Here is a 19,904-nt window from a genome sequence, read left to right on the forward strand (position 1 = left end):
CTTGATGAAACTGTTAATTAGTGGCGTGATTGCGAGTCAGGTCGCTTTTTTCACTCGCTATTAATCGTATGATTAATAAGGTAATCAAGGAGCCCTGACGGAGAGCATCGATGCACCGGCAGGCCATTGCCCAGGATTGGCAAGCGAGATCGCATCGCGATCATCATTACCTGACTGTGGAGGATTTATGCTGGGTTTCGTTCTGGGCGATATGTATTGTCAAACATCTGGGCAGCGGTTACCTCCTCGCCTGGGAAAGAGTTTTCCCATTCCTGCCGATTACCGACTGCGCGGCCGGGTATCTGCCGCCATCATGACCATCGAGAGCCTGCTCGATACCCCTTATCCGCAAAAGCAGTTTCGTGATCTGGTCTTTGGCGCCTTTATCGAGCGCCAGCGTCGGCTGTTTGGTGAACATGTCATTGTGGCCCGCATGGAAGGGGAGGAGGGGCTGGAGCTGTCGATTGATCTCTCGTTTGTCAGCACCGCCGTACCTGTGGGCCTGCTGGCCATCTCTGAAGAGCTGGCCCTCGCCACGGCGCCGCGTCCCAAGAAGAGCCATCCCCACTACGAGGCGCTGTGCAAGGCGATCGACTGCATGGTGATGCTGATGTTTTATGGCAAGGTGATCCGCCAGCGGAATACGGTGTTGGAAAATATCGGCCATCAGTTTGGTTATCAGCCCTCGGCGACCCTGACGGCGCGCGTTGGCAAGGGTGGGGAGGATGATTACGACGCCTTCATGGTCAATATCATGACCTGTATTGCCCACTCCAACTCGCTCAAGGAGGCGCTGGAGAATGCCAGCCGGATGGGAATTAAGGAGCCCGCTTTCTTCTGTATCGTCGGGGCGATTGCCAGCACCCTGTGGGGCGTGCCCAGACAGTGGGCGTATCAGGCTTCACAGCTGATCCATCGCACCCACCATCACTACATCCAGAATCTGCTTCGTTGTGAAACCCGTGCCGGGCGGCGCCATATCAATCTGGAGCCGCCAAAGCCCCCGCTGTTTGCACCGATCCGGCAACAGGTTGTGCGTCTGTTCAAGGGGGCACACTGATCCGCAGCCCCCTTGTCATCACTCAGGCGGGATAAAGCGCCCCCAGCACAGCCGGACGGCTGGCGCCGGTGACGGCGGGCAGGTTACCCGGCTTGCGGTGAACAAAGCACATGGCCAGCCAGGCAAAGGCAGCGCCTTCCACCCAGTCGGGGGCAAGGCCCAGCTCGGCTGTGCTGGCGATGCGCCATGCAGGCAGCAGGCTGGCCAGCTCCTTCAGCAAGGGGGCGTTATGGGCGCCGCCGCCGCAGACAAACAGCTCGGCTTTCGGCTGGCTGGCACCGACTGATTCGGGCCGGGCGGGCAGTTGGCGGGCGATGCTGTGGCAGGTGAGCGCCTGCAGGGTGCGCTGCACATCCACGGGGGCGTATGAAGTGCCTGCCAGCTCCCCATTGAGCCAATCGAGGGTAAACATCTCCCGTCCGGTGCTCTTGGGGGCGGGGGCTGCGAAATAGGGGTGAGCCAGCAGTTTTTCCAGCAGGGCCGGGATGGGCTTGCCACTGGCGGCCCATTTGCCACCGGCGTCATAGCTGCCGCCGTGGGGCTGATGGCGGCGATACCAGCCATCGAGCAGAGTGTTGGCCGGGCCGGTATCAAAACCATATACCCCGCCCGGATTGCCCGGCAGCACCGAGATATTGGCGATGCCGCCGAGGTTCAGTACCACTCGCAGGGCGCCGGGTTTGGCAAACAGTGCTTGATGGAAGGCGGGCACCAGCGGCGCCCCCTGACCGCCGAGGGCCATATCCATGGTGCGAAAATCGGCGATAACGTCGATGCCAGTCAGGGCGGCCAGCAGGGCGGCATTGCCGATCTGCAGGGTAAAGCCGAGCTGGGGACGGTGGCGGATGGTCTGGCCGTGGCTGCCGATGGCGCGAATATCTTTGGGCTCAAGCTTCGCCTTGGTCAGCAGCGCGTGGGTGGCGGCGGCAAACTCTCGCGCCACCAGATTATCGGCCCCCCCCATGCGGTCGATTTCGTTGTCGCCCGGGGTGCAGAGAGCATGCAGCGTGCGGGCGGTCTCTTGCGGCCAGGGGTGACAAAGCGCCGCTTCGACCCGCAGTTCATCCCCGGCGATCATCACCAGCACGGCATCAATGCCGTCCATGCTGGTTCCCGACATCAGACCGATATAGCGCTCAGCCATGGTGTCTCCTTACATTGCTGTTCGAAAATGCGGTGTGCAGAGAGGGTGAAGAGGGGAACGGCTTTCATCCCATGCCACATGGCGTGGTCTTTGACATCAGACCGATATAACGCTCAACCATGTTGCATCCTCAATGCGGACCGGAAAAAGAGTGAGAGAGACAGGATAGATAAGCCCTTGCTTCCGTGCCACATGCCGCTCCCGGTGATCCATCTCATCTTATGTCCGAAGGTGGACTCATTTCAATCTGGTCACCTGGCGCGAGCTCAATAAAATGGGCTGGCAGGGCCTTCACCCTGCCAGCCCTGATGGCTTAGTTGCCGCGACTATCCCGCTTGTTCTGGGCCAGCTGCAGCTCGGGGTTGTCGAGCTTGGCCAGTTGCGGCATCGCCAGCTTTTTGAAGTTGGCCAGCTCGCGTCCGCTCAGGGTCTCTGCCTGTGGCAGGGTGAGGGTGCGCGGGTTCTTGTGAATGCCGCCCACCACGAATTCGTAGTGCAGGTGCGGGCCGGTGACGCGGCCGGTGCCACCCAGAGTACCGATGGTCTGCCCCTGCTTCACCCGCTGTCCCTTGTTGACGGTGCGCTTGGAGAGGTGCAGGTACTTGGTCACATAGTTGCCGGCATGCTTGATAAAGACGTAGTTGCCGTTGAACTGGTTGTAACCGGCGGCCACAACGCTGCCGGAGCCCGCCGCCATGATGGGGGTGCCCACCGGCGCCACATAGTCGATGCCGTTATGGGGGCGGATCTTGCCGGTCACCGGATGGAGGCGGCGCGGGTTGAAGTTGGAGCTGATGTATTTGAAGTTGACCGGCGCCCGCAGGAAGCTCTTGCGCATCGCCTTCCCTTCCGGGGTGTAGTAGTTGCCATCTTCATTGAGCACGGCGCGGTAGGCGGTGCCCTGGTTGACGAACTCCGCCGCCAGAATATCGCCGGAGGCGACCCGCTCGTCGTCGCGGAACTTGTCTTCATAGACCACCCGGAAGCTGTCCCCCGGCTGCAAGTCCTGGGCAAAGTCGATGTCCCAGCCGAAGATGGCGGCCAAGTCCATGATCTGATCTTCGGTCATCCCCGCATCCACCGCGGCGCCCCAGAAGCTGGAGCGGATCTCGCCCTTACTCACCTGTTCGCGGGTGTCGAGGGCGATCTTGACGTTGCGGGCGACAAAGGTCTCCTCCTTGCGGCTCACCTTGAGCGCCTGCTCCAGACTGTGGGGGTAATAGAGGCTGTGCAGCTCGCCGTTCTCGGTGAGCTTGAAGGTGAGTTCCTGCCCAGGTTGCAGCATCCGCAGGGGATCGCTGCCCTCGAGCTGATCGATCAGGTGCAGATCCGTGGTGCTCAGGCCAATGCGCTGGAAGATGACTCCCATGTTGTCGCCACGGCGTACCTTCACCTGCTTGGTGATATAGCGCGGCTTGGGCGGGGTAACGGGCTGGGCGGCCTCGGCCGGCAGCTCATCGTTCAGCGCGTTGTCGTTGGCCGGTTCCCGCAGGGCAATCTCGTTGCCGTTTTCATCGACCCGTGTTGCCACCGCCTGTTCGCTTGGCCAGGCAGCCAGCATCATGATCATGATGCTCAAGATCAGCACCATCTTGCGGTGCCAGTGGGGGAGTGCGTTGAAGGCGTGCCAAATAACCATGAGAAGCAGATGAAGTCGGGCAGAATGGACGGATTTTACAGCCTTTCCAATTGGCCCGCCATTCCAGTAATATGTTTGGCCCTGTGGAATCGTGATGGAGAGTCAAAAAATGTCCCAGCTCGAGGTGGCGCTAGCCGAGATCAAGCGCGGAGCGGAAGAAATTCTGGTTGAAGAAGAACTTGTCGCCAAGTTGAAGGAAGGGCGCCCGCTGCGCATCAAGTTGGGCATGGACCCGACCGCCCCCGACATTCACCTGGGTCATACCGTGATCCTCAACAAGCTGAAGACCTTCCAGGATCTGGGCCATGAAGTGATCCTGCTGATCGGTGACTTCACTGCCATGGTGGGTGATCCCTCCGGCAAGAACGCCACCCGTCCGCCGCTCTCCGAAGAGGCCATCAAGCACAACGCCCTCACCTATGCGGAGCAGGCGTTCAAGATCCTCGACCCGGCCAAGACCCGCATCGAGTACAACTCGACCTGGCTGAGCGAGCTGGGTGCGACCGGCATGATCAAGCTGGCGGCCAAGCAGACCGTGGCCCGCATGATGGAGCGCGACGATTTCAAAAAGCGCTACACCGGCGGCCAATCCATCGCGATTCACGAATTCCTCTATCCGCTGCTGCAAGGCTATGACTCGGTCGCGCTGAAGGCGGACGTTGAGCTCGGCGGTACCGACCAGAAGTTCAACCTGCTGATGGGCCGCGAGCTGCAAAAAGATGCCGGCATGGCGACCCAGTGCGTGCTGATGATGCCGCTGTTGGTGGGTCTGGATGGCGTCAAGAAGATGTCCAAGTCCGCAGGCAACTACATCGGCGTTCACGACGCTCCGGGCGAGATGTTCGGCAAGATCATGTCCATCACCGACGATCTGATGTGGAACTACTACGAGCTGCTCTCCTTCCGTCCGCTGGCCGAAATCGAAGAGTTTAAGGCGGGCATCGCTGCCGGTACTCTCAACCCGCGCGACGTGAAGATCTGGCTGGCCAAAGAGATCATCGCCCGTTATCACGATGAAGCGGCGGCCGAAGCGGCCCACGAAGATTTCACCCAGCGCTTCTCCAAGAACGCCATCCCGGACGAGATGCCGGAAATCGAGCTGGCTCTGGAAGGCGAAGGTCTGGCCATTGCCAACCTGCTGAAAGAGGCCGATCTGGTGGCCACCACCTCTGAAGCGCTGCGGATGATCAAGCAGGGTGCGGTCAAGGTGGATGGCGAGAAGCTGGAAGATGGCAAGGCACTGATTGGTGCCGGTACCGCCGTCTATCAGGTCGGCAAGCGCAAGTTTGCCCGGGTGACTGTCAAATAAGCAGTACCGTCAAATAAGCAGTCGCATCAGGCAAGCTGGTCATCAGGCCGGTTCAAGCTTGTTTAACAGGGCCTCCTTCGGGAGGCCTTGTCGTATCTGGGCGGCACGGATCTGGGCGATAAAGTGCCGCAGCACGGCACTGCTTGGGTGAGGCCGTGTCGCCAGACTGATGCTGGTCATCATGCCGTTGCCCTCAATGGGGTGATAACTGACCCCGAGCGGGCGCAGCGCCGCCACCGAGCTGGGCACCAGAGTCACGCCAAAGCCCGCCTGCACCATGCCGACGGTGGAGATCACCTGCGGACATTCGGGTCCCAGTATCGGCTCGAACCCCGCCTCCCGACAGAGGCCCACGATGCCGTCATAGAGCCCGGGCCCGATGGCGTGGGGAAACAGAATAAAACTCTCGTCCTTCAGGCTGGCCAGTGGCAAGGGGCCCGGCTTGGCCTTGGGATGGCTGGTCGGCAGGGCGATCAGCAGCGGCTCCTGCTCGATAAGGTGATGGGCAAAGCCCTCGCTACCGCGGCAGGGGAGCCGCAAGATGGCGGCATCCAGCCGATCGTTGCGTAGCGCCTCCACCAGTGCCGGCATGGTGCCCTCCTGCGGGCTGAGGGCTACCTCGGGGTAGCGCTCCCGGTAGTCGTGCAGCAGGGTCAGCACCGCGGGGTGGAGCACGGTGGAACCGGCAAAGCCGATCCGCAGCGCCCCCTGCTCGCCCCGGGCAATCCGCTTTACCTTCTGTTTTGCCGCATCGGCCAGCGCCAGGATCTGCGCCGCATCCCGATAGAGGCTCTCGCCCGCCTCGGTCAGTTCGACACTGCGGGTCAAACGGCGCAGTAGCGGGGTGCCCAGGGTCTCTTCCAGCTTGCGGATCTGCTGGCTCAGCGGCGGCTGGGCCATGTTGAGTGATTCGGCTGCGCGGGTGAAATTCTGCTTTTCAACAACGGCCATGAAGTAGCGGAGCGTACGAAGTTCCATATCGATTGAGTCTCAAAGTCATGGGATCAGCGTATTGGTGTTGAAATGTGAACCAAGTCACCATTGGATCCGAACGCTAACAGGATTCACGGTGGAGGTGAAACCCGAATGGAACATATTGCAACATCTGACAGTGCCGGGTGCAGCTGTGCCCTCGAAGTAAGCCAGCAGTTTTCCCGCTGGCGCAGGCAGCATGATGGTGGCGAGATCTACCAGAGTTCCCTGATGAGCGCCCTGCTGGCGGGGGTCTACGAAGGGGAGACCACCATGAGCGAGCTGCTGCGCCACGGCGACTTTGGCCTCGGCACCTTCAACCACCTCGATGGCGAGCTGATCGCCTTCGAGCGCCAGATCCACCAGTTGCGCTCCGATGGCTCGGCCCGTCCCGCCCGAGCCGATCAGAAGACCCCCTTTGCGGTGATGACCCATTTTCGCCCTTGTCTGGAGCGTCGCTTCGACCATCCCCTCAGCCGTGACGAGATCCACCAGTGGGTGGATCGGCTGGTGGGATCCGACAACGTCTTCGTCGCCCTGCGCCTCGACGGCCAGTTTGAAACGGCCAAGGTACGAACCGTGCCGCGTCAGGAGCCCCCTTATCGTCCCATGCTGGAAGCTATCGAACAGCAGCCGCTGTTCCGCTTTGCCTCGGTGGCGGGAACCCTGGTGGGCTTTCGCTGCCCGCCGTTCGTGCAGGGAGTTAATGTAGCGGGCTTTCACGAGCACATGATCACCGCCGATCGCAAGGGGGGTGGCCATCTGCTCGACTACACCATGGCCCACGGCACCCTGCGACTTTCTGTGGTGCGTCACCTCAATCTGGCCCTGCCATCGGATCCCGCTTTCCGGCAGGCCGACCTCAACCCCGCCGATCTCGATCGCGCCATTCAAGCCGCCGAAGGCTGATAGACAAGGAGCAATAACATGGAAAACAGACAGTGGAAGTGCGGTGCCGAGCTGGTGGTTCGTCATCTGGAGGCGCAAGGGGTCAAGCAGGTGTTCGGGATCCCGGGAGCCAAGATTGACCGGGTGTTCGATGCGCTGGAGGACTCCCCCATCGAGACCATAGTGGTACGCCACGAGGCTAACGCCGCCTTTATGGCTGCCGCCGTGGGACGCCTCACCGGCAAGGCGGGGGTGGCGCTGGTCACCTCGGGCCCCGGCTGCTCCAACCTCATTACCGGGTTGGCGACGGCCACCTCGGAGGGGGACCCCATGGTGGCGCTGGGCGGTGCGGTGCGCCGTGCCGATGGTCTCAAGCTCACCCACCAGAGCATGGATACGGTCAACCTCTGCCGTCCGGTCACCAAGTTCAGTGCCCAGGTCAACAGCGGGGCGGCAATCTCGGAAGTGATGGCTAACGCCTTTCGCGCAGCCGAGCTGGGGCGGCCGGGGGCGGCCTTTGTCAGCCTGCCGATGGATATCATCAACAAGCCGGTGCAGGGCAATGTGCTGGTGCCCCGCGAGGTGCCGGAGCCGGGCTGCGCCGATGAGCAGAATATGGAGCAGGCATTGACCCTGCTGCGCAACGCCCAGAATCCGGTGGTGCTGCTCGGCCTGATGGCGAGCCGGCCGGAAAATGCCGAGGCAGTGCGCGCCTTCCTCGACAAGGCGCGGCTGCCGGTGACCGGTACCTATCAGGCTGCCGGGGTGGTGGACAGCTGCCACTTCGATGACTTTGCCGGACGGGTCGGGCTCTTCAACAACCAGCCGGGGGATCAGCTGCTGGCAGGGGCCGATCTGGTGATCTGCATCGGCTACAGCCCCATCGAGTACGACCCCGTGCTGTGGAATGGCGATCGGGAGCGGCGCATCCTCCATATCGACGTGCTACCTGCCGATATCGACAGCAGCTACTGCCCGACCGCCGAGCTGGTGGGGTCGATCCGCGCCAACCTGTTGCAGCTGACCCGCATCATGGGCAATCCGAAAATCCGTCCCCCCGAGGTGGATCGGCTGCTGCAAGGGGTACGCCAGCAGCGGTTGCGACTGGCGATGCGGGCCGACGATCTGCACGGCAATCCGGTTCACCCCTTGCGTATCGTGCGCGAGCTGCAGGATCTGGTGCGCGACGACATGACCCTCTGCGTCGACATGGGCAGCTTCCATATCTGGATTGCCCGCTACCTCTACAGCTTCCGCGCCCGTCAGGTGCTGATCTCCAATGGTCAGCAGACCATGGGGGTGGCACTGCCGTGGGCCATCGGTGCGGCGCTGGTGCGGCCGGGGGAGAAGGTGATCTCGGTATCGGGGGATGGCAGCTTCATGCAGTCGAGCATGGAGCTGGAGACGGCGGTGCGGCTCAAGAGCAATATCGTTCACATCATCTGGGTCGATAACGGCTACAACATGGTGGCGATGCAGGAGCAGCAGAAATATTGCCGCACCTCCGGCGTCTCTTTTGGTCCCATCGACTTCAAACGCTATGCCGAATCGTTCGGGGCGGCCGGGTTTGCGGTGCGTTCGGCCGACGAGCTGCGCGCCACCCTGCGTGCCGCGCTGGCGGTGGAGGGGCCCGCTGTGGTGGCGATTCCGGTGGATTACTCCGACAACCCGGGGCTGATGGCCCAGCTCAGGCCAGAAGTATTGGCATAAGTAGGGGCAACAGTGCTGGCCTGAATCCTTGTGTAAGGGCAGGCAGACCCACCCATATAGCAAAAACCGGCATCAATGGATGCCGGTTTTTTATTGTTTTGCGGGATGGGTGGCCTTAACGGGCCAGCTGGACGGCGGCGCGTGCGCGGGCCGGTTGTGGGCGCTGTTTGGCTTTTGGCGCGCAGGCCATCTTCAGGCGCAGCCACTCGCGCCACAGCAGCCAGCAGAGCGGCAGGGTGAGCAGCAGCACGGTCGCGGGCTGGGCCATCAGCACGCCATCACGACCCCACAGTTGCGGCAGCAGGAAGATGAGCGGCAGCAGCAACACGGTTTTGGCGATGGAGATGACCAGCGCCTGACGGGTACGCGCCATGGATTGCAGCAGCACGATGCCGAACATGATGATCCCCTCCAGCGGAATGGCGCCGAGGTTGAGGGTCAGGCTGCTGATGGCGGCTGCTAGCAGTTCGGGATCTTGATCACCGGTATAGAGCATGGCGACCTGTCCCGGCAGCAGCTGGATGGTGAGCCACACCAGCATGCCGTAGATAAAGGTGAACTTGAGCCCCATCTCCATCAGGTACTTGAGGTTGCGATGGCGCTTGGCCCCCGCTGCCTTGCTGATGAGCGGCTGAATGCCGAACGCCAGCCCCTGCAGGATGACGATAAAGACCGCCTCTGTGTAACCGGCTACGGTAAAGCCCGCCAGATCCTTCACATTGCCATACACCATCAGCTGGCTATTGTGCAGCATCAAGAGCAGCCCGAGGTTGAACTGGGCAATCAGGCTCGGCAGACCGGTAAAGAGCAGGTGCGGCATGGCGGGAAGGTTGGGTACCAGATCCCGCCAGCTGAGGCGCAGCCGCGCCCAGGGGGTAAAGAAGTAGCCAAGGCCGATCAGGCTCACCGCACCCTCTGCCATCAGGGTGGCTTGCGCGGTCCCGATCAATCCCAGCCCCAGCCGACCCACCATGATGTAGTTGAGGATGATATTGAGCACGGCGCCGCTGCTCACCAGCACCATGGCCAGTTTCGGGCGGCCATCGTTGCGCAGCAGATAGGGAACCGCCAGATTGCTGGCCAGCAGCAGGGTACCGCCGCCAATCCAGGTGAGGTAGTCACTCGCCTGTTTCCAGGTCTCGGTGCCCTGTTCAATCCCCAGTCCCAGCAGGATATCGGTGTGGGTGTAATAGAGCAGCACCGGCGCAACTACCCCGAGACCGGCCAGCAGCCAGAGGGCGTTGACCAGTGCCTGACGGGCCAGCTTGTCGTTTTTCGCCCCTTGCTGGAAGGAGATGGCGGTGGCCGCCCCCATGCTGATCATGGCGGCCAGACCAATCAGCACCATGATGACCGGATAGACCAGGTTGATCCCGGCGAGGCCAGCGGCGCCGACATAGTGGCCGACGAAGATGCCGTCGATGAGGTAGTAGGCCCCCGAGACCAGCATGGCAAGAATGGAGGGGAGGGCGTAAGCCCAGAAGCGACGGGTCATGGCCCGTTGCCGCAGTGTTAAATAGGCAGACATATCTGTTCTCTCGGGGAGTTCGATTATCGAACAGCTAGTCTAGATTAATACTTATTTGGTGATAATCAGGGTTTCACTTGATGAATTGCTGAGTATTACTCACTAATCCAGGGTTTTGGTAGTGGGCCTTGAGCATGTCAATCAGGATGCGCAGGCCGCTGCCCAGTTGATGCCGACTGGGATAGAAGAGGTAGAAGCCGGCAAAGGTGGGGCACCAGGGCTCCAGCACGGTGAGCAGTTTCCCCTCCGCGACCTTTTGGCTCACCTCCTCTTCCAGACAGTAGGCGAGCCCCAGCCCCGCCTCGGCGGCGCCCAGATAGAGGGCCGGGGTGCTGGTGGTGAGCGGCCCGGTTACTTCGATCTCCAGCATGGTGCCATCGGCGGCAAAGGCCCAGCGATAGTGATGGTGCGGAGTGAGGCGATAGCCGATGCAGGCGTGGCGGCTCAGCTCGCTCGGGTGTTCCGGCGTACCGTGCTCCGCCAGATAGGCCGGGGAGCCCACCACCAGATAACGCTGAGGCGGGCCGAGGGGGATGCCGATCATCTCCTTGGGCAGCAGATCGCCATAAAAGAGCGCGGCATCGTAGCCATCTTCAATCAGCCGGGGCATCAGCTCCTGCTCCACTACCTCCACCTGCATCCGCGGATAACGGGCCAGATAGTCGATCAGCACAGGTGCCAGCAGGCTGTCGATGGCGCCGCGGGGGGCGCAGAGCTTGAGTCGCCCCACCGGTTCATCGCTGTTGCGGGCCAGCTCGCAAAGCGCTTCTTCAAGAGTATTGAGGGTGGGGAGCAGCTGCTTGAGCAGCCGCTGGCCCGCTTCGGTCGGCACCACGGCGCGGGTACTGCGGTTGAGCAGCCGCACCCCCAGCCTTGCTTCCAACCCCTTCAGGCTGTGGCTGAGGGCAGAGGCGGAGACCCCGAGTTCGAGGGCGGCCTTGCTGAAACTGCGGTGACGGGCGACGGCGGCAAACACTGCCAGTTCGGCGAGATCGGTACGGGTAATGGTCATCATCAATCAACAAAAAGGCGTGAGTCACAAGGGTACGCCAAGGCCGTGCTGCACACAATCCGCGCTAAATGGATGGCTTGTTGCAAATATGTAGCTGCTCGCAGGCCATTGATTCCAGTGAAACTAAGTTTAATTGTTAAAAAAAACTCACAATAAGGCGCTTTGAGTGTGATATTGGTCGTCCGAAAGGCGACCAAAATCAAACTTTGGTTGATTAATTCAAAAAAACGCTGTGATTAATAAGGGCATTTAATTAAAGTCAGCCCATCAAGAGTGGCGCACGTTAATCGGTTGTTAAGTGAGACGGGCGCCGACCCTCAGGGTCAAAATCTCGCACTGTTGTTTGTTGCAATCCTGTTGTCACAAGGAGTGATGGCCAGGTTGCCGGGGGGCGAGAGGTTAATATCAAGGACGGACAGCAGGCGTTCCAGGGAGATGGAACCGGGCCAAGGCCCGACCAAACAAGAATCCCATTTTCCTAGATGACAGGAACAACGTATGTCTGACATGAATATTGCAGCTGATGGTCGTTTAGCCAGCAACACCTCCCGCGGCGTCAACAAGGCCGATGTGGTCTGGATGCTGGGTCTGTACGGTACCGCGATCGGTGCCGGTGTGCTCTTCCTGCCAATCAACGCCGGTGTAGGTGGCCTGTGGCCGCTGGTTGCCATGTTGATCCTGGCGCTGCCGCTGACTTTCTTTGCTCACCGTGGTCTGACCCGCTTCGTGCTGTCCGGCTCTACCCGTGATGGCGACATCACTGAAGTAGTAGAAGAGCACTTCGGTAAGACCGCAGGCAAATTCATCACCCTGCTCTACTTCTTTGCCATCTACCCGATCGTGCTGATGTATTCAGTCGCCATCACCAACACCGTCGAGAGCGTGATTGTTCACCAGCTGGGTATGTCTGCACCTCCCCGTGCCGTTCTGTCACTGGCTCTGATCCTCGGTCTGATGGCGGTTGTTCGTCTGGGCGGCCAGGTTATCGTCAAAGCGATGAGCGTGCTGGTATTCCCGTTCGTGCTCACCCTGATGGGTCTGGCGTTCTACCTGATCCCGCACTGGAACGGTGCCATCATCTCTGAAGCTCCGGCCCTGTCCGACGCCTTCAACGGTGACTTCATCAAGACCCTGTGGCTGGCTATCCCGGTAATGGTGTTCTCCTTCAACCACTCCCCGATCATCTCCTCCTTCGCGGTGGACAACAAAGGTCGTTACGGTGAAGGTGCCGAGAAGAAGTGCAGCAACATCTTGCTGGGCGCCCACGTCATGATGGTGATGACCGTTATGTTCTTCGTATTCAGCTGCGTACTGAGCCTCTCCCCGGCTGACCTGGCTGCTGCCAAAGAACAGAACATCTCCATCCTGTCCTACCTGGCCAACCACTTCGATAACCCGGTTATCGGTACTGTGGCTCCGCTGATCGCCATGGTTGCCATCAGCAAATCCTTCCTGGGTCACTACCTGGGTGCGCAAGAAGGCATGAACGGCCTGATGGCCAAGGCGCTGCGCGAGAAGGGCAAGAACGTTGACACCAAGCAGCTGAACAAAGTCACTGCCGTGTTCATGATCCTGACCACCTGGGCCATCGCCACCATCAACCCGAGCATCCTCGGCATGATTGAAGACCTGGGCGGCCCGATCATCGCAATGCTGCTGTTCCTGATGCCGATGTACGCCATCACCAAGGTTCCGGCTATGCGCAAATACGCTGGCAACATCAGCAACGGCTTCGTGACCATCATCGGCCTGATCGCCATGTCCGGTATCATCTACAAGCTGATTGCCTGATAACTCCGGTTACCAAGTTGAATGAAGAAGCCGCCTCGCAAGAGGCGGCTTTTTTTATGGCTGTTTGGGGCGGCGAGTGGATGCGGTATCGCTACTTCATCAGCTTCTTCACCTCGTCGCTGGCCAGCGCCTTGTTGAATTTGTCCCGCGCCTCTTTCCCCTTGGCGGAGTTGGTAAAGCAGACGTGGAGGGACTTGTCCTCGAGGATCTTGCCGTTGAAGCCGAGGTTGGCGGCAACGTCCTTGAGTTGGGGATCGCTTTCCAGCAGATAGGTCATCACATTCTGGTCGATGACCGCCAGATCGAGCCGACCGTTGCCGAGCTTGAGCAGGTTCTGGCTGTCCGAGCTGGTGGCGTCAGCCGAGAGCGCCTTGCTGGCCACTTTTTCGTCGAACTCGGTGGTATTCACATAGCCGGTGACGACACCAATTTTCTTGCCCTTGAGGTCATCAAGGCTCTGCCAGGTGACCGGCTGATCGGCTCGCTGGGCAAAGCCGAGGGGGCCGTTACCTATGGGGTCGGAGAAGAGGCAACTGCTCTTGGGGTCGAGATACTCGGGGAAATAACCCAGCACCTCGGGGTTGTTGGTCGCCTCGTCCACGGCCCGTTGCCAGGGATAGAACTTGATGGTCAGCGGGTCGCCAGCCAGGGCAAAGGCTGCGGTCACCACCCGACTGCTCTTGCCCTGTTCAGGCAGGCTGGCGCTGGTGTAAGGGGGCCATTCAAGGCTGGTCAACACCGCCGCCTGAGCGGCCGACATGCCGAGCAGGGGAAGAGTGGCCAGGGCGAGGTGCTTCCATTTCAGGCTCATAGAGATAACTCCTTGTGGTCAAACACCCCTTAAAGATAGCCCCCGGTGTCGATTGCGGATGCCAGCCATGGCTGACCGGCATCCGTGCCAGCTATTTATTGTCGATATTCTCCGACTGCCAGAGGGCATAGCCCTTGCCGGAGGCCGTGGTGGGCAGATCAATCTGCATCAGGTCGTTGCCGATGACGAAGGGGCCCGTGTAGCGGGCACGCAGATCCTGCGCCAGATCTTTGACCCTGATCTTGCCGTTGAGGCCGATATGGCTGAACACGGTCAGCGCCGGTTTGGCTTCGTTCATTACCCGGGCCGCCTGCTCGGGGGAGGCGAGGTGACCGGCGATCGCCTTGTAGCCGGGGTTGGCCTTCATCTGCTCGGCAGAGGTCATGGAGACGCAGTGCACCAGCAGATCCGCCCCTTTGGCCTGCTTCACCACTTCGGGGCTGTAGCGGGTATCGCCGGAGAGCACCACGCTGTGGCCGTGATAGTCGATGCGATAGCCGAATGACGGCTTGATGTTGACCCCGTGGTCGTTGTCAAAGGCGGTTACCTTGACCCCGTCATGGTTGTAGACCACCCCGGCGGTGACCTCGTGGCTGTTGATCTCCACCCCATCCAGCGGCGTTCCCTCATCCTTGACCCGGGTGGCGATATCGGTGGCGTAGGCCTGCTGCAAGCCACGGGCGAGAGCTGTGGTGCCTTTGGGGCCGTAGAGTTCCATCGGAGCGTGGCGTTGGCCATAGGCCGGTTGCAGCCAGCCGGTCAGCCAGAGATCCGCCAGCCCGTTGGTGTGGTCTGAGTGAAAGTGGGTGAGGAAGAAGGCGTTGACCCGGCCGATGGGGATATGCAGCTGCCACAGGCGAGTGGCGGAGTTGCGGCCAAAATCGAACACCAGCTTCTGGTTGCCCGCCTCGACCAGAGTGCTGTAGCCGCCCCGGCTGATCTGGGGCACCGGAGTGCCGGTGCCGAGCAGGCTGACCCGAAAGATATCGTGCCGGGCTTGAGTTGCTGAGGCAGGGGCTTGATCGTGGTTGCTGATAAAGCTGTTCTCGGCGGCCTGACTGACACCGGTAGCCAGCAGACCGACCAGCAGGGCGGCCAGATAGGTGCTTTTCATGGGAATTTATCCTGTGGGGAAGGGACGGCATCACTGTATTGGTAACTAAAAGTTGAATAAATTGGCTAAAATCCATTTCTTACTAAACTTTTGGTTGTGAATCAGGGCCCTGGTCGCGGGCCAAACGGCCTTGAAACGGGCAAAAAGGAGGGGTTGTGGACCGATTGACCAGCATGCGTATCTTCACCCGGGTGGTGGATCTCGGCTCCTACAGCGCGGTGGCGAGCGAAGAGGGGATCAGCGCCCAGATGGTGGGCAAGCATGTGCTGGGGCTGGAGCAGTGGCTGGGGGGCAAGCTGTTTCACAAGACCACCCGCCAGCAGACCCTGACCGAGCTGGGCCAGCTCTTTCTCGCTCGCTGCCAGCGGGTGCTGGAGGAGCTGGCACTGACCGAGTCACTCACCCAGAACCTGCTGGCCGAGCCGGCCGGACGGCTGCGCATCGCCGCCCCCCTCAGTTTTGGCCACCACCGGCTGGTGCCGCTGTTGCCCGCTTTTCTCGACCGCTACCCCAAGCTGGAGGTGGATCTGCAGCTTACCCCGCGCTGGGTCGATCTGGTGGAGGAGGGGTTTGACGCCGCTATCCGTACCCTGCGCCCGCAGGATGAGGCGCTGATTGCCCGCCCGCTGCTGACCCAGCACTACCGCCTCTGCGCGGCGCCCGACTACCTCAATCGTCACGGGGTACCCCGTCATCCGGCCGATCTCGCCCGCCACCAGTGTCTGCACGGCAACTGGGGCGAGCACGAGCGCTGGCAGTTTGTCGGGGGCGATGGCCAGAGCGAGGAGGTGCGGGTCGTCTCGCGCCTGCGCATCAACCACTGGCCGGCGCTGCTGACGGCGGCGCTGTCGGGGGCCGGCATCACCTTGCAGCCCGCTGAACAGGTGCGTGACCATATCGCTGCGGGGCGTTTGCTGCCGCTGCTTGGTCGCTATCAGAGCCCGGCCAAGACCCTCTACTTCATCTATCCGGCGGCGCGGCGGCAGGTGCTCAAGATCACCCTGCTGGGGGATTTTCTGGCCGAATCCCTGCAAGTTGAGCCCGAGCCTGAATAAAAGGCTGCATATTTTCGCCACCGCGCTTAACCATCGTACTTAACAAATGGGCGGGGCAGGCCTAACATGGCGGGATGTTTTTTTAGTCAGGACAAAAGGATATGTCTGGGTTGAAAAAGGATCTCGGGCTCTGGCAGGGGATGGGGCTGCTCGCCACCTCGCTGCTCGGCACCGGGATCTTCGTGGTACCGGCGACCGCCGCCTCGCTGGCGGGTGGGGCCTCGCTCTGGGCCTGGTTGCTGCTGATTGCGCTGGTGCTGCCCATCGCCTTTACCTTCGCTCGCCTCGGCCGTCGCTATCCCCATGCGGGCGGGGCGCCGCACCTGATTGGCCTCGCCTTTGGCAACGGTGCCGAGCGCTTCTCCGCTTTCCTGTTTCTGGCGGTGTTGCCGGTGGGGCTACCCGCCGCCCTGATGATTGCCGCCGGTTTCTGGCACGCCCTGTTCGAGATGGGGGAGTGGACCCTCTGGGCCATCCAGCTGCTCACCCTGCTCGGGGTCTTTCTGCTGGGGCTGCGCGGGGCGCGCTCCTCCGGCAACCTGCAACTGCTGATCGCGCTGGCCATTCTGGGGCTCACCCTGCTTATCTGGTTCAAGGGGGAGGTGAGCTGGCGTGACGCAGCGCGGCCCTTGCCGAGCGCGGACGAGTGGCCCGCCATGGCCACCGCGCTGGCGGTGATGTTCTGGTGTTTCGTCGGGCTGGAAGCCTTCGCCCACATGGGGGAGGAGTTCAAGCGACCGGAGCGGGACTACCCCATCGCCCTGCTCGGCGGGGTATTGTTGGCGGGGCTCATCTACTGGATCCACTCGCTGGTGGTGCTCAAATACGGCCTCTACGGCGATGAGGCGAAAAACGCCACCGCCATCCCCTCCCTGCTGGCCCTGCTGTTCGGCCCCACCGCCAAGTGGCTGGTGGCGGTGCTCGGCTACCTATCCTGTTTTGCCAGCATCAACATCTACATTCAGGGCTTTGCACGGCTGATCTGGAGCATGGCGCGGGAAGGCAAGTTGCCCCCCTCGCTGGCTGTGCTCACCGCGCGCGGCGCGCCGCTGCGGGCGCTCGGTCTGGTGCTCGCCATCTGTATGCTCTGCATCACCCTCATCATCTGGCTGCGACTGCCGCTCGATGAGCTGATCCGCTACGCCAACGGCAATTTCGTGCTGGTCTATCTGCTCTGCATGGCGGCGGGCTGGCGCCTGCTTGGCGGGGTGGGCAAGGGGCTGGCGGGGATAAGCGTGCTGCTCTGCGCTCTGGTGCTGGTGGCGCTCGCCACTCAGGTGCTCTATGCGGTGGTGCTGAGTCTTGGCTACGGCGGCTTCTCGTTGTGGCGGCGTCATCTGCGCCGCAGTCGTCAGCAGGATGCACTTCCGGTAGCGAAGTAACGTCTCCCCGATGGTCGAAGAAATGAGAAAGCCCTGATGTTCAGGGCTTTTTGATTACGGCATATGGGATGTTCATATGAATACTGGTTGGCACGCTATTTGCCGAAAAGTGCGGTGTCGGATCAACTCAGCGGCGATTTATAGCCAAAAAAAGTGGGATCCAGCTCCCGTTTTGCTTAAAGTGATCCCTTCCGATCCCGGTGGTCGGAATGCTCGCAAGGATGCCCTTCAGACGCAAACAGGATGGCCTGGCCAGACTGACTCTCAGAGATGTGATTGCTTCGGTTCTCTTTTTATCTGTCACCTGTGGTGATAGCGCCTTGTTCCGTTCAGTCAGCCCGGGTTTTGCGTCTCTCTCATCGTGCATTGTCACCATCTGCAGCGAGTGAATCATGAGCGAATCGGTTTTTGAGATCCACGACTGGACCCTGAGCGTTGACGACAACATGTTGTGTCGGCCCGACCGCGAGGTCTACCTCGAACCCAGACTGGTCAATCTGTTGCGGTTTCTGGCCCACAATGCCGGCACCGTGTTTGGCCGCGATGCCCTGATCAACGAGGTGTGGGATGGCGCCGAGGTGACCGATCAGGTGGTGACCCAGTCCATCTTCGAACTGCGCAAGATCCTCAAAGATGGTCGCACCGATGCGACCGACTATATCGTCACCGTACCCAAGCGCGGCTACAAGCTGGTGGCACCGGTTCGGCCGCTGCAGGTGGTATCCGTGGTGATGGCGGACGAGCAGCCCGCGGTCAATACCACTCTCTCAGACAACCCGACGCTCTCCGATCTGAGCCCGCCCGCGGCTGAGCAGGATGATGATGCACAGCCCAATGTCGCCCCTTTTCCCGCCGGTCCCCTGACCCGCGCCATCTCCACCCATGCCAAGGATGCTCGCAGCCGCTGGAAGATGGTGAGTTTCGATATCTTCGTTGCCATCGTGCTGATCGCCATTGTCAGCATGCTCAGCTACCAGCACACCAGCCCCCAGGTACACGCCATGCTGGATCCCAATCTGCTGGTGTTCCGCTTCCACTCCGGTATGGATGACAACAACGAGAACGTTCGCCTCGCCGATGGCATTACCCGCGCCCTGATGGGGGAAGTGGCCGTGGCTACGCCGCTGCGGGTGCAGTACGGTGCCACCACTCTGATGGGGGGCATCATGCCCGGCAAGGAGCTGAGTGTGCGGGTCACCCGCCAGCCGCGCGGCACCTATCTCGATCTGGAGTATCGCAATATCAATACCAACCGGGTGCTGTTCAGCCATCAGTACCAGCTCAGTCGCCACAGTGTGCACGGCGTGTTGCAGGCCAGCAGCCAGGATCTGCTGCGCGCCCTCGACCAACCCGATGCCGAGCCGGGGATGGGCTGGCCGACCGATGATGCCTCCCTGATGGCGATGATGGAGGCGCAGTACTACATCAACAGCCGGGATCCGGTCGCCCTCAAGCGGGGTATCGATCTGCTGGAGCAGGCGCTGATTGTCCATCCGGATCAGCCGCTGCTGCTGGCGGAGCGCTATCTGGCAGGCGAGGCGCTGGCCACCCTTGCGGGCAAATCCGAGAGCGAGCGGCTGCAGGAGATTGGCACCCATCTCGCCCGCGTGGTGCAAAACAGCGGCGCTCTCCCTGCTCGGGTGTGGGAGGCGTTGACCCTGCAGGCGATCCTCAACGGCCAGCAACAGCAGGCCAACTATCTGCTGGAGAAGGCGGCGAGTCGCGGCCGCTCGGTGCTCTACTACATACTGCAGGGCAAGCTGGCGGAGCTGGACGGTCGTCCCGAGGCGGCGGGTGATGCCTACAGTCAGGCCTTCCTGATGGAGGCGACCGAGCAGACCTATCTGCTCTGCCAGCAGCTCGGTTTCTACAGCAATATGGAGAGCCTTACTCCGGCTCTGTTCAATGCGTTGGGTCAGAGCAAGGTGAAGCTCTTCTAACGCTACTGCTCTACGCTTCTATCGGCCAGCCCTGTTGTTGGCACTATCCACAGGCTGCCTTCGGGCGGCCTGTGCGGTTTCTGCTTGTTTCAATCCTGCATGTTTGCCACCGGGGATGGTTGCTCTGGTGTGGCCCGATTTATCCCCCCGCTATCCCCCTTTACCTTTGTCTTGCTCGCGGCATTCGCGGCACTCGCGTTTGTTCGGCTTTGCGCCGCGCTCAGCTTGTGACATCTGCTCATTGTTGGCGGCGGGATAAGCTGGCTGTCTCGACCCATTTCTCATTGCTTACCGGTTATCGCCGTTGCGCTTTACCTCTGAGTTTGGATTGTGATGAGCCGAGCGAAGGGGAAAGCAGGAGGTGAGCGGCCACTCAGGGTGATGATCAGCAGGGCTTCCAAATGGCCGCAAGGGCAGGGGGGCGCAATGGGAGCTGCTTTATCCCGGGTTTATCTGGCCAAAAATATCAAGACGGCGAGATAAGGGGGTTATCAAGGGGCAAAAATGGGGCGGAAGGATATCAAGGTTTTATCAGGGTAGTGGTGTGGG

15 protein-coding genes are annotated in these 19,904 nt (G+C 61.0%); 8 read left to right on the forward strand and 7 right to left on the reverse strand.

Going from position 1 to position 19,904, the window contains the following annotated elements:
* The first annotated feature begins 313 nt into the window (after positions 1 to 313).
* On the forward strand, positions 314 to 1,060 hold the full coding sequence (locus AB5Z02_RS15755) for a hypothetical protein (RefSeq protein WP_368216410.1): 747 nt from the start codon (positions 314 to 316) through the stop codon (positions 1,058 to 1,060).
* 22 nt (positions 1,061 to 1,082) lie between these two features.
* Here AB5Z02_RS15755 and AB5Z02_RS15760 read toward each other — a convergent pair whose 3' ends face one another.
* Both AB5Z02_RS15760 and AB5Z02_RS15765 read right to left on the reverse strand, forming a co-directional pair.
* On the reverse strand, positions 1,083 to 2,204 hold the full coding sequence (locus tag AB5Z02_RS15760) for an anhydro-N-acetylmuramic acid kinase (RefSeq protein ID WP_368216411.1): 1,122 nt from the start codon (positions 2,202 to 2,204) through the stop codon (positions 1,083 to 1,085).
* Between the two features lie 313 nt (positions 2,205 to 2,517).
* Positions 2,518 to 3,843: a peptidoglycan DD-metalloendopeptidase family protein gene (locus tag AB5Z02_RS15765; RefSeq protein ID WP_013724009.1), complete on the reverse strand. Its 1,326-nt coding sequence runs from the start codon at positions 3,841 to 3,843 to the stop codon at positions 2,518 to 2,520.
* 109 nt (positions 3,844 to 3,952) lie between these two features.
* On the opposite strand from AB5Z02_RS15765, the gene tyrS reads away from it, so the two are divergent.
* A complete protein-coding gene (gene tyrS / locus AB5Z02_RS15770) occupies positions 3,953 to 5,152 on the forward strand; it encodes a tyrosine--tRNA ligase (RefSeq protein WP_005347884.1) in 1,200 nt (399 codons plus the stop codon).
* Positions 5,153 to 5,194: 42 nt separating this feature from the next.
* On the opposite strand, the gene AB5Z02_RS15775 is transcribed toward tyrS, so the two are convergent.
* On the reverse strand, positions 5,195 to 6,130 hold the full coding sequence (locus AB5Z02_RS15775; protein WP_368216413.1) for a LysR family transcriptional regulator: 936 nt from the start codon (positions 6,128 to 6,130) through the stop codon (positions 5,195 to 5,197).
* A gap of 108 nt (positions 6,131 to 6,238) precedes the next feature.
* Here AB5Z02_RS15775 and budA point away from each other — a divergent pair, with 108 nt between their 5' ends.
* Both budA and alsS read left to right on the forward strand, forming a co-directional pair.
* Positions 6,239 to 7,033 (forward strand): acetolactate decarboxylase, encoded by a 795-nt coding sequence (gene budA / locus AB5Z02_RS15780; protein ID WP_368216414.1) that lies wholly within the window; start codon positions 6,239 to 6,241, stop codon positions 7,031 to 7,033.
* 18 nt (positions 7,034 to 7,051) lie between these two features.
* Entirely contained in the window at positions 7,052 to 8,722 is a 1,671-nt protein-coding gene (alsS, locus tag AB5Z02_RS15785) for an acetolactate synthase AlsS (protein ID WP_005338504.1), read from the forward strand.
* A gap of 115 nt (positions 8,723 to 8,837) precedes the next feature.
* Here alsS and AB5Z02_RS15790 read toward each other — a convergent pair whose 3' ends face one another.
* Together AB5Z02_RS15790 and AB5Z02_RS15795 are read right to left on the reverse strand one after the other, a co-directional pair.
* The gene (locus AB5Z02_RS15790) at positions 8,838 to 10,250 is read right to left on the reverse strand and encodes an MATE family efflux transporter (RefSeq protein ID WP_368216416.1); all 1,413 of its coding nucleotides are present in this window, start codon (positions 10,248 to 10,250) and stop codon (positions 8,838 to 8,840) included.
* 73 nt (positions 10,251 to 10,323) lie between these two features.
* On the reverse strand, positions 10,324 to 11,262 hold the full coding sequence (locus AB5Z02_RS15795) for a LysR family transcriptional regulator (protein WP_042055187.1): 939 nt from the start codon (positions 11,260 to 11,262) through the stop codon (positions 10,324 to 10,326).
* 498 nt (positions 11,263 to 11,760) lie between these two features.
* Here AB5Z02_RS15795 and AB5Z02_RS15800 point away from each other — a divergent pair, with 498 nt between their 5' ends.
* Positions 11,761 to 13,053, forward strand: coding sequence for an HAAAP family serine/threonine permease (locus AB5Z02_RS15800; RefSeq protein ID WP_368216417.1), 1,293 nt, complete (start codon positions 11,761 to 11,763; stop codon positions 13,051 to 13,053).
* 91 nt (positions 13,054 to 13,144) lie between these two features.
* Here AB5Z02_RS15800 and AB5Z02_RS15805 read toward each other — a convergent pair whose 3' ends face one another.
* Both AB5Z02_RS15805 and AB5Z02_RS15810 read right to left on the reverse strand, forming a co-directional pair.
* Positions 13,145 to 13,864, reverse strand: a complete 720-nt coding sequence (locus tag AB5Z02_RS15805) for an ABC transporter substrate-binding protein (RefSeq protein WP_236301706.1) — start codon at positions 13,862 to 13,864, stop codon at positions 13,145 to 13,147.
* 91 nt (positions 13,865 to 13,955) lie between these two features.
* Positions 13,956 to 14,978 carry an MBL fold metallo-hydrolase gene (locus tag AB5Z02_RS15810; RefSeq protein ID WP_368216419.1) on the reverse strand — a complete coding sequence of 341 codons (1,023 nt, stop codon included), beginning with the start codon at positions 14,976 to 14,978 and terminating at the stop codon, positions 13,956 to 13,958.
* A 155-nt stretch (positions 14,979 to 15,133) separates the two neighbouring features.
* Between AB5Z02_RS15810 and AB5Z02_RS15815 the strand changes: the two genes are divergently transcribed.
* The 3 genes from AB5Z02_RS15815 to cadC all read left to right on the forward strand — a co-directional run bounded on the left by AB5Z02_RS15815 (position 15,134) and on the right by cadC (position 19,355).
* Positions 15,134 to 16,033, forward strand: a complete 900-nt coding sequence (locus AB5Z02_RS15815) for a LysR family transcriptional regulator (RefSeq protein ID WP_368216421.1) — start codon at positions 15,134 to 15,136, stop codon at positions 16,031 to 16,033.
* Between the two features lie 101 nt (positions 16,034 to 16,134).
* Positions 16,135 to 17,415, forward strand: a complete 1,281-nt coding sequence (yjeH, locus tag AB5Z02_RS15820) for an L-methionine/branched-chain amino acid transporter (RefSeq protein ID WP_368216422.1) — start codon at positions 16,135 to 16,137, stop codon at positions 17,413 to 17,415.
* A 392-nt stretch (positions 17,416 to 17,807) separates the two neighbouring features.
* Complete coding sequence (gene cadC / locus AB5Z02_RS15825; RefSeq protein WP_368216424.1) at positions 17,808 to 19,355, forward strand: lysine decarboxylation/transport transcriptional activator CadC; 1,548 nt, start codon at positions 17,808 to 17,810, stop codon at positions 19,353 to 19,355.
* Positions 19,356 to 19,904: the final 549 nt, after the last annotated feature.

Source organism: Aeromonas sp. R2-3, assembly GCF_040908375.1.
Lineage (GTDB): Bacteria > Pseudomonadota > Gammaproteobacteria > Enterobacterales > Aeromonadaceae > Aeromonas > Aeromonas veronii.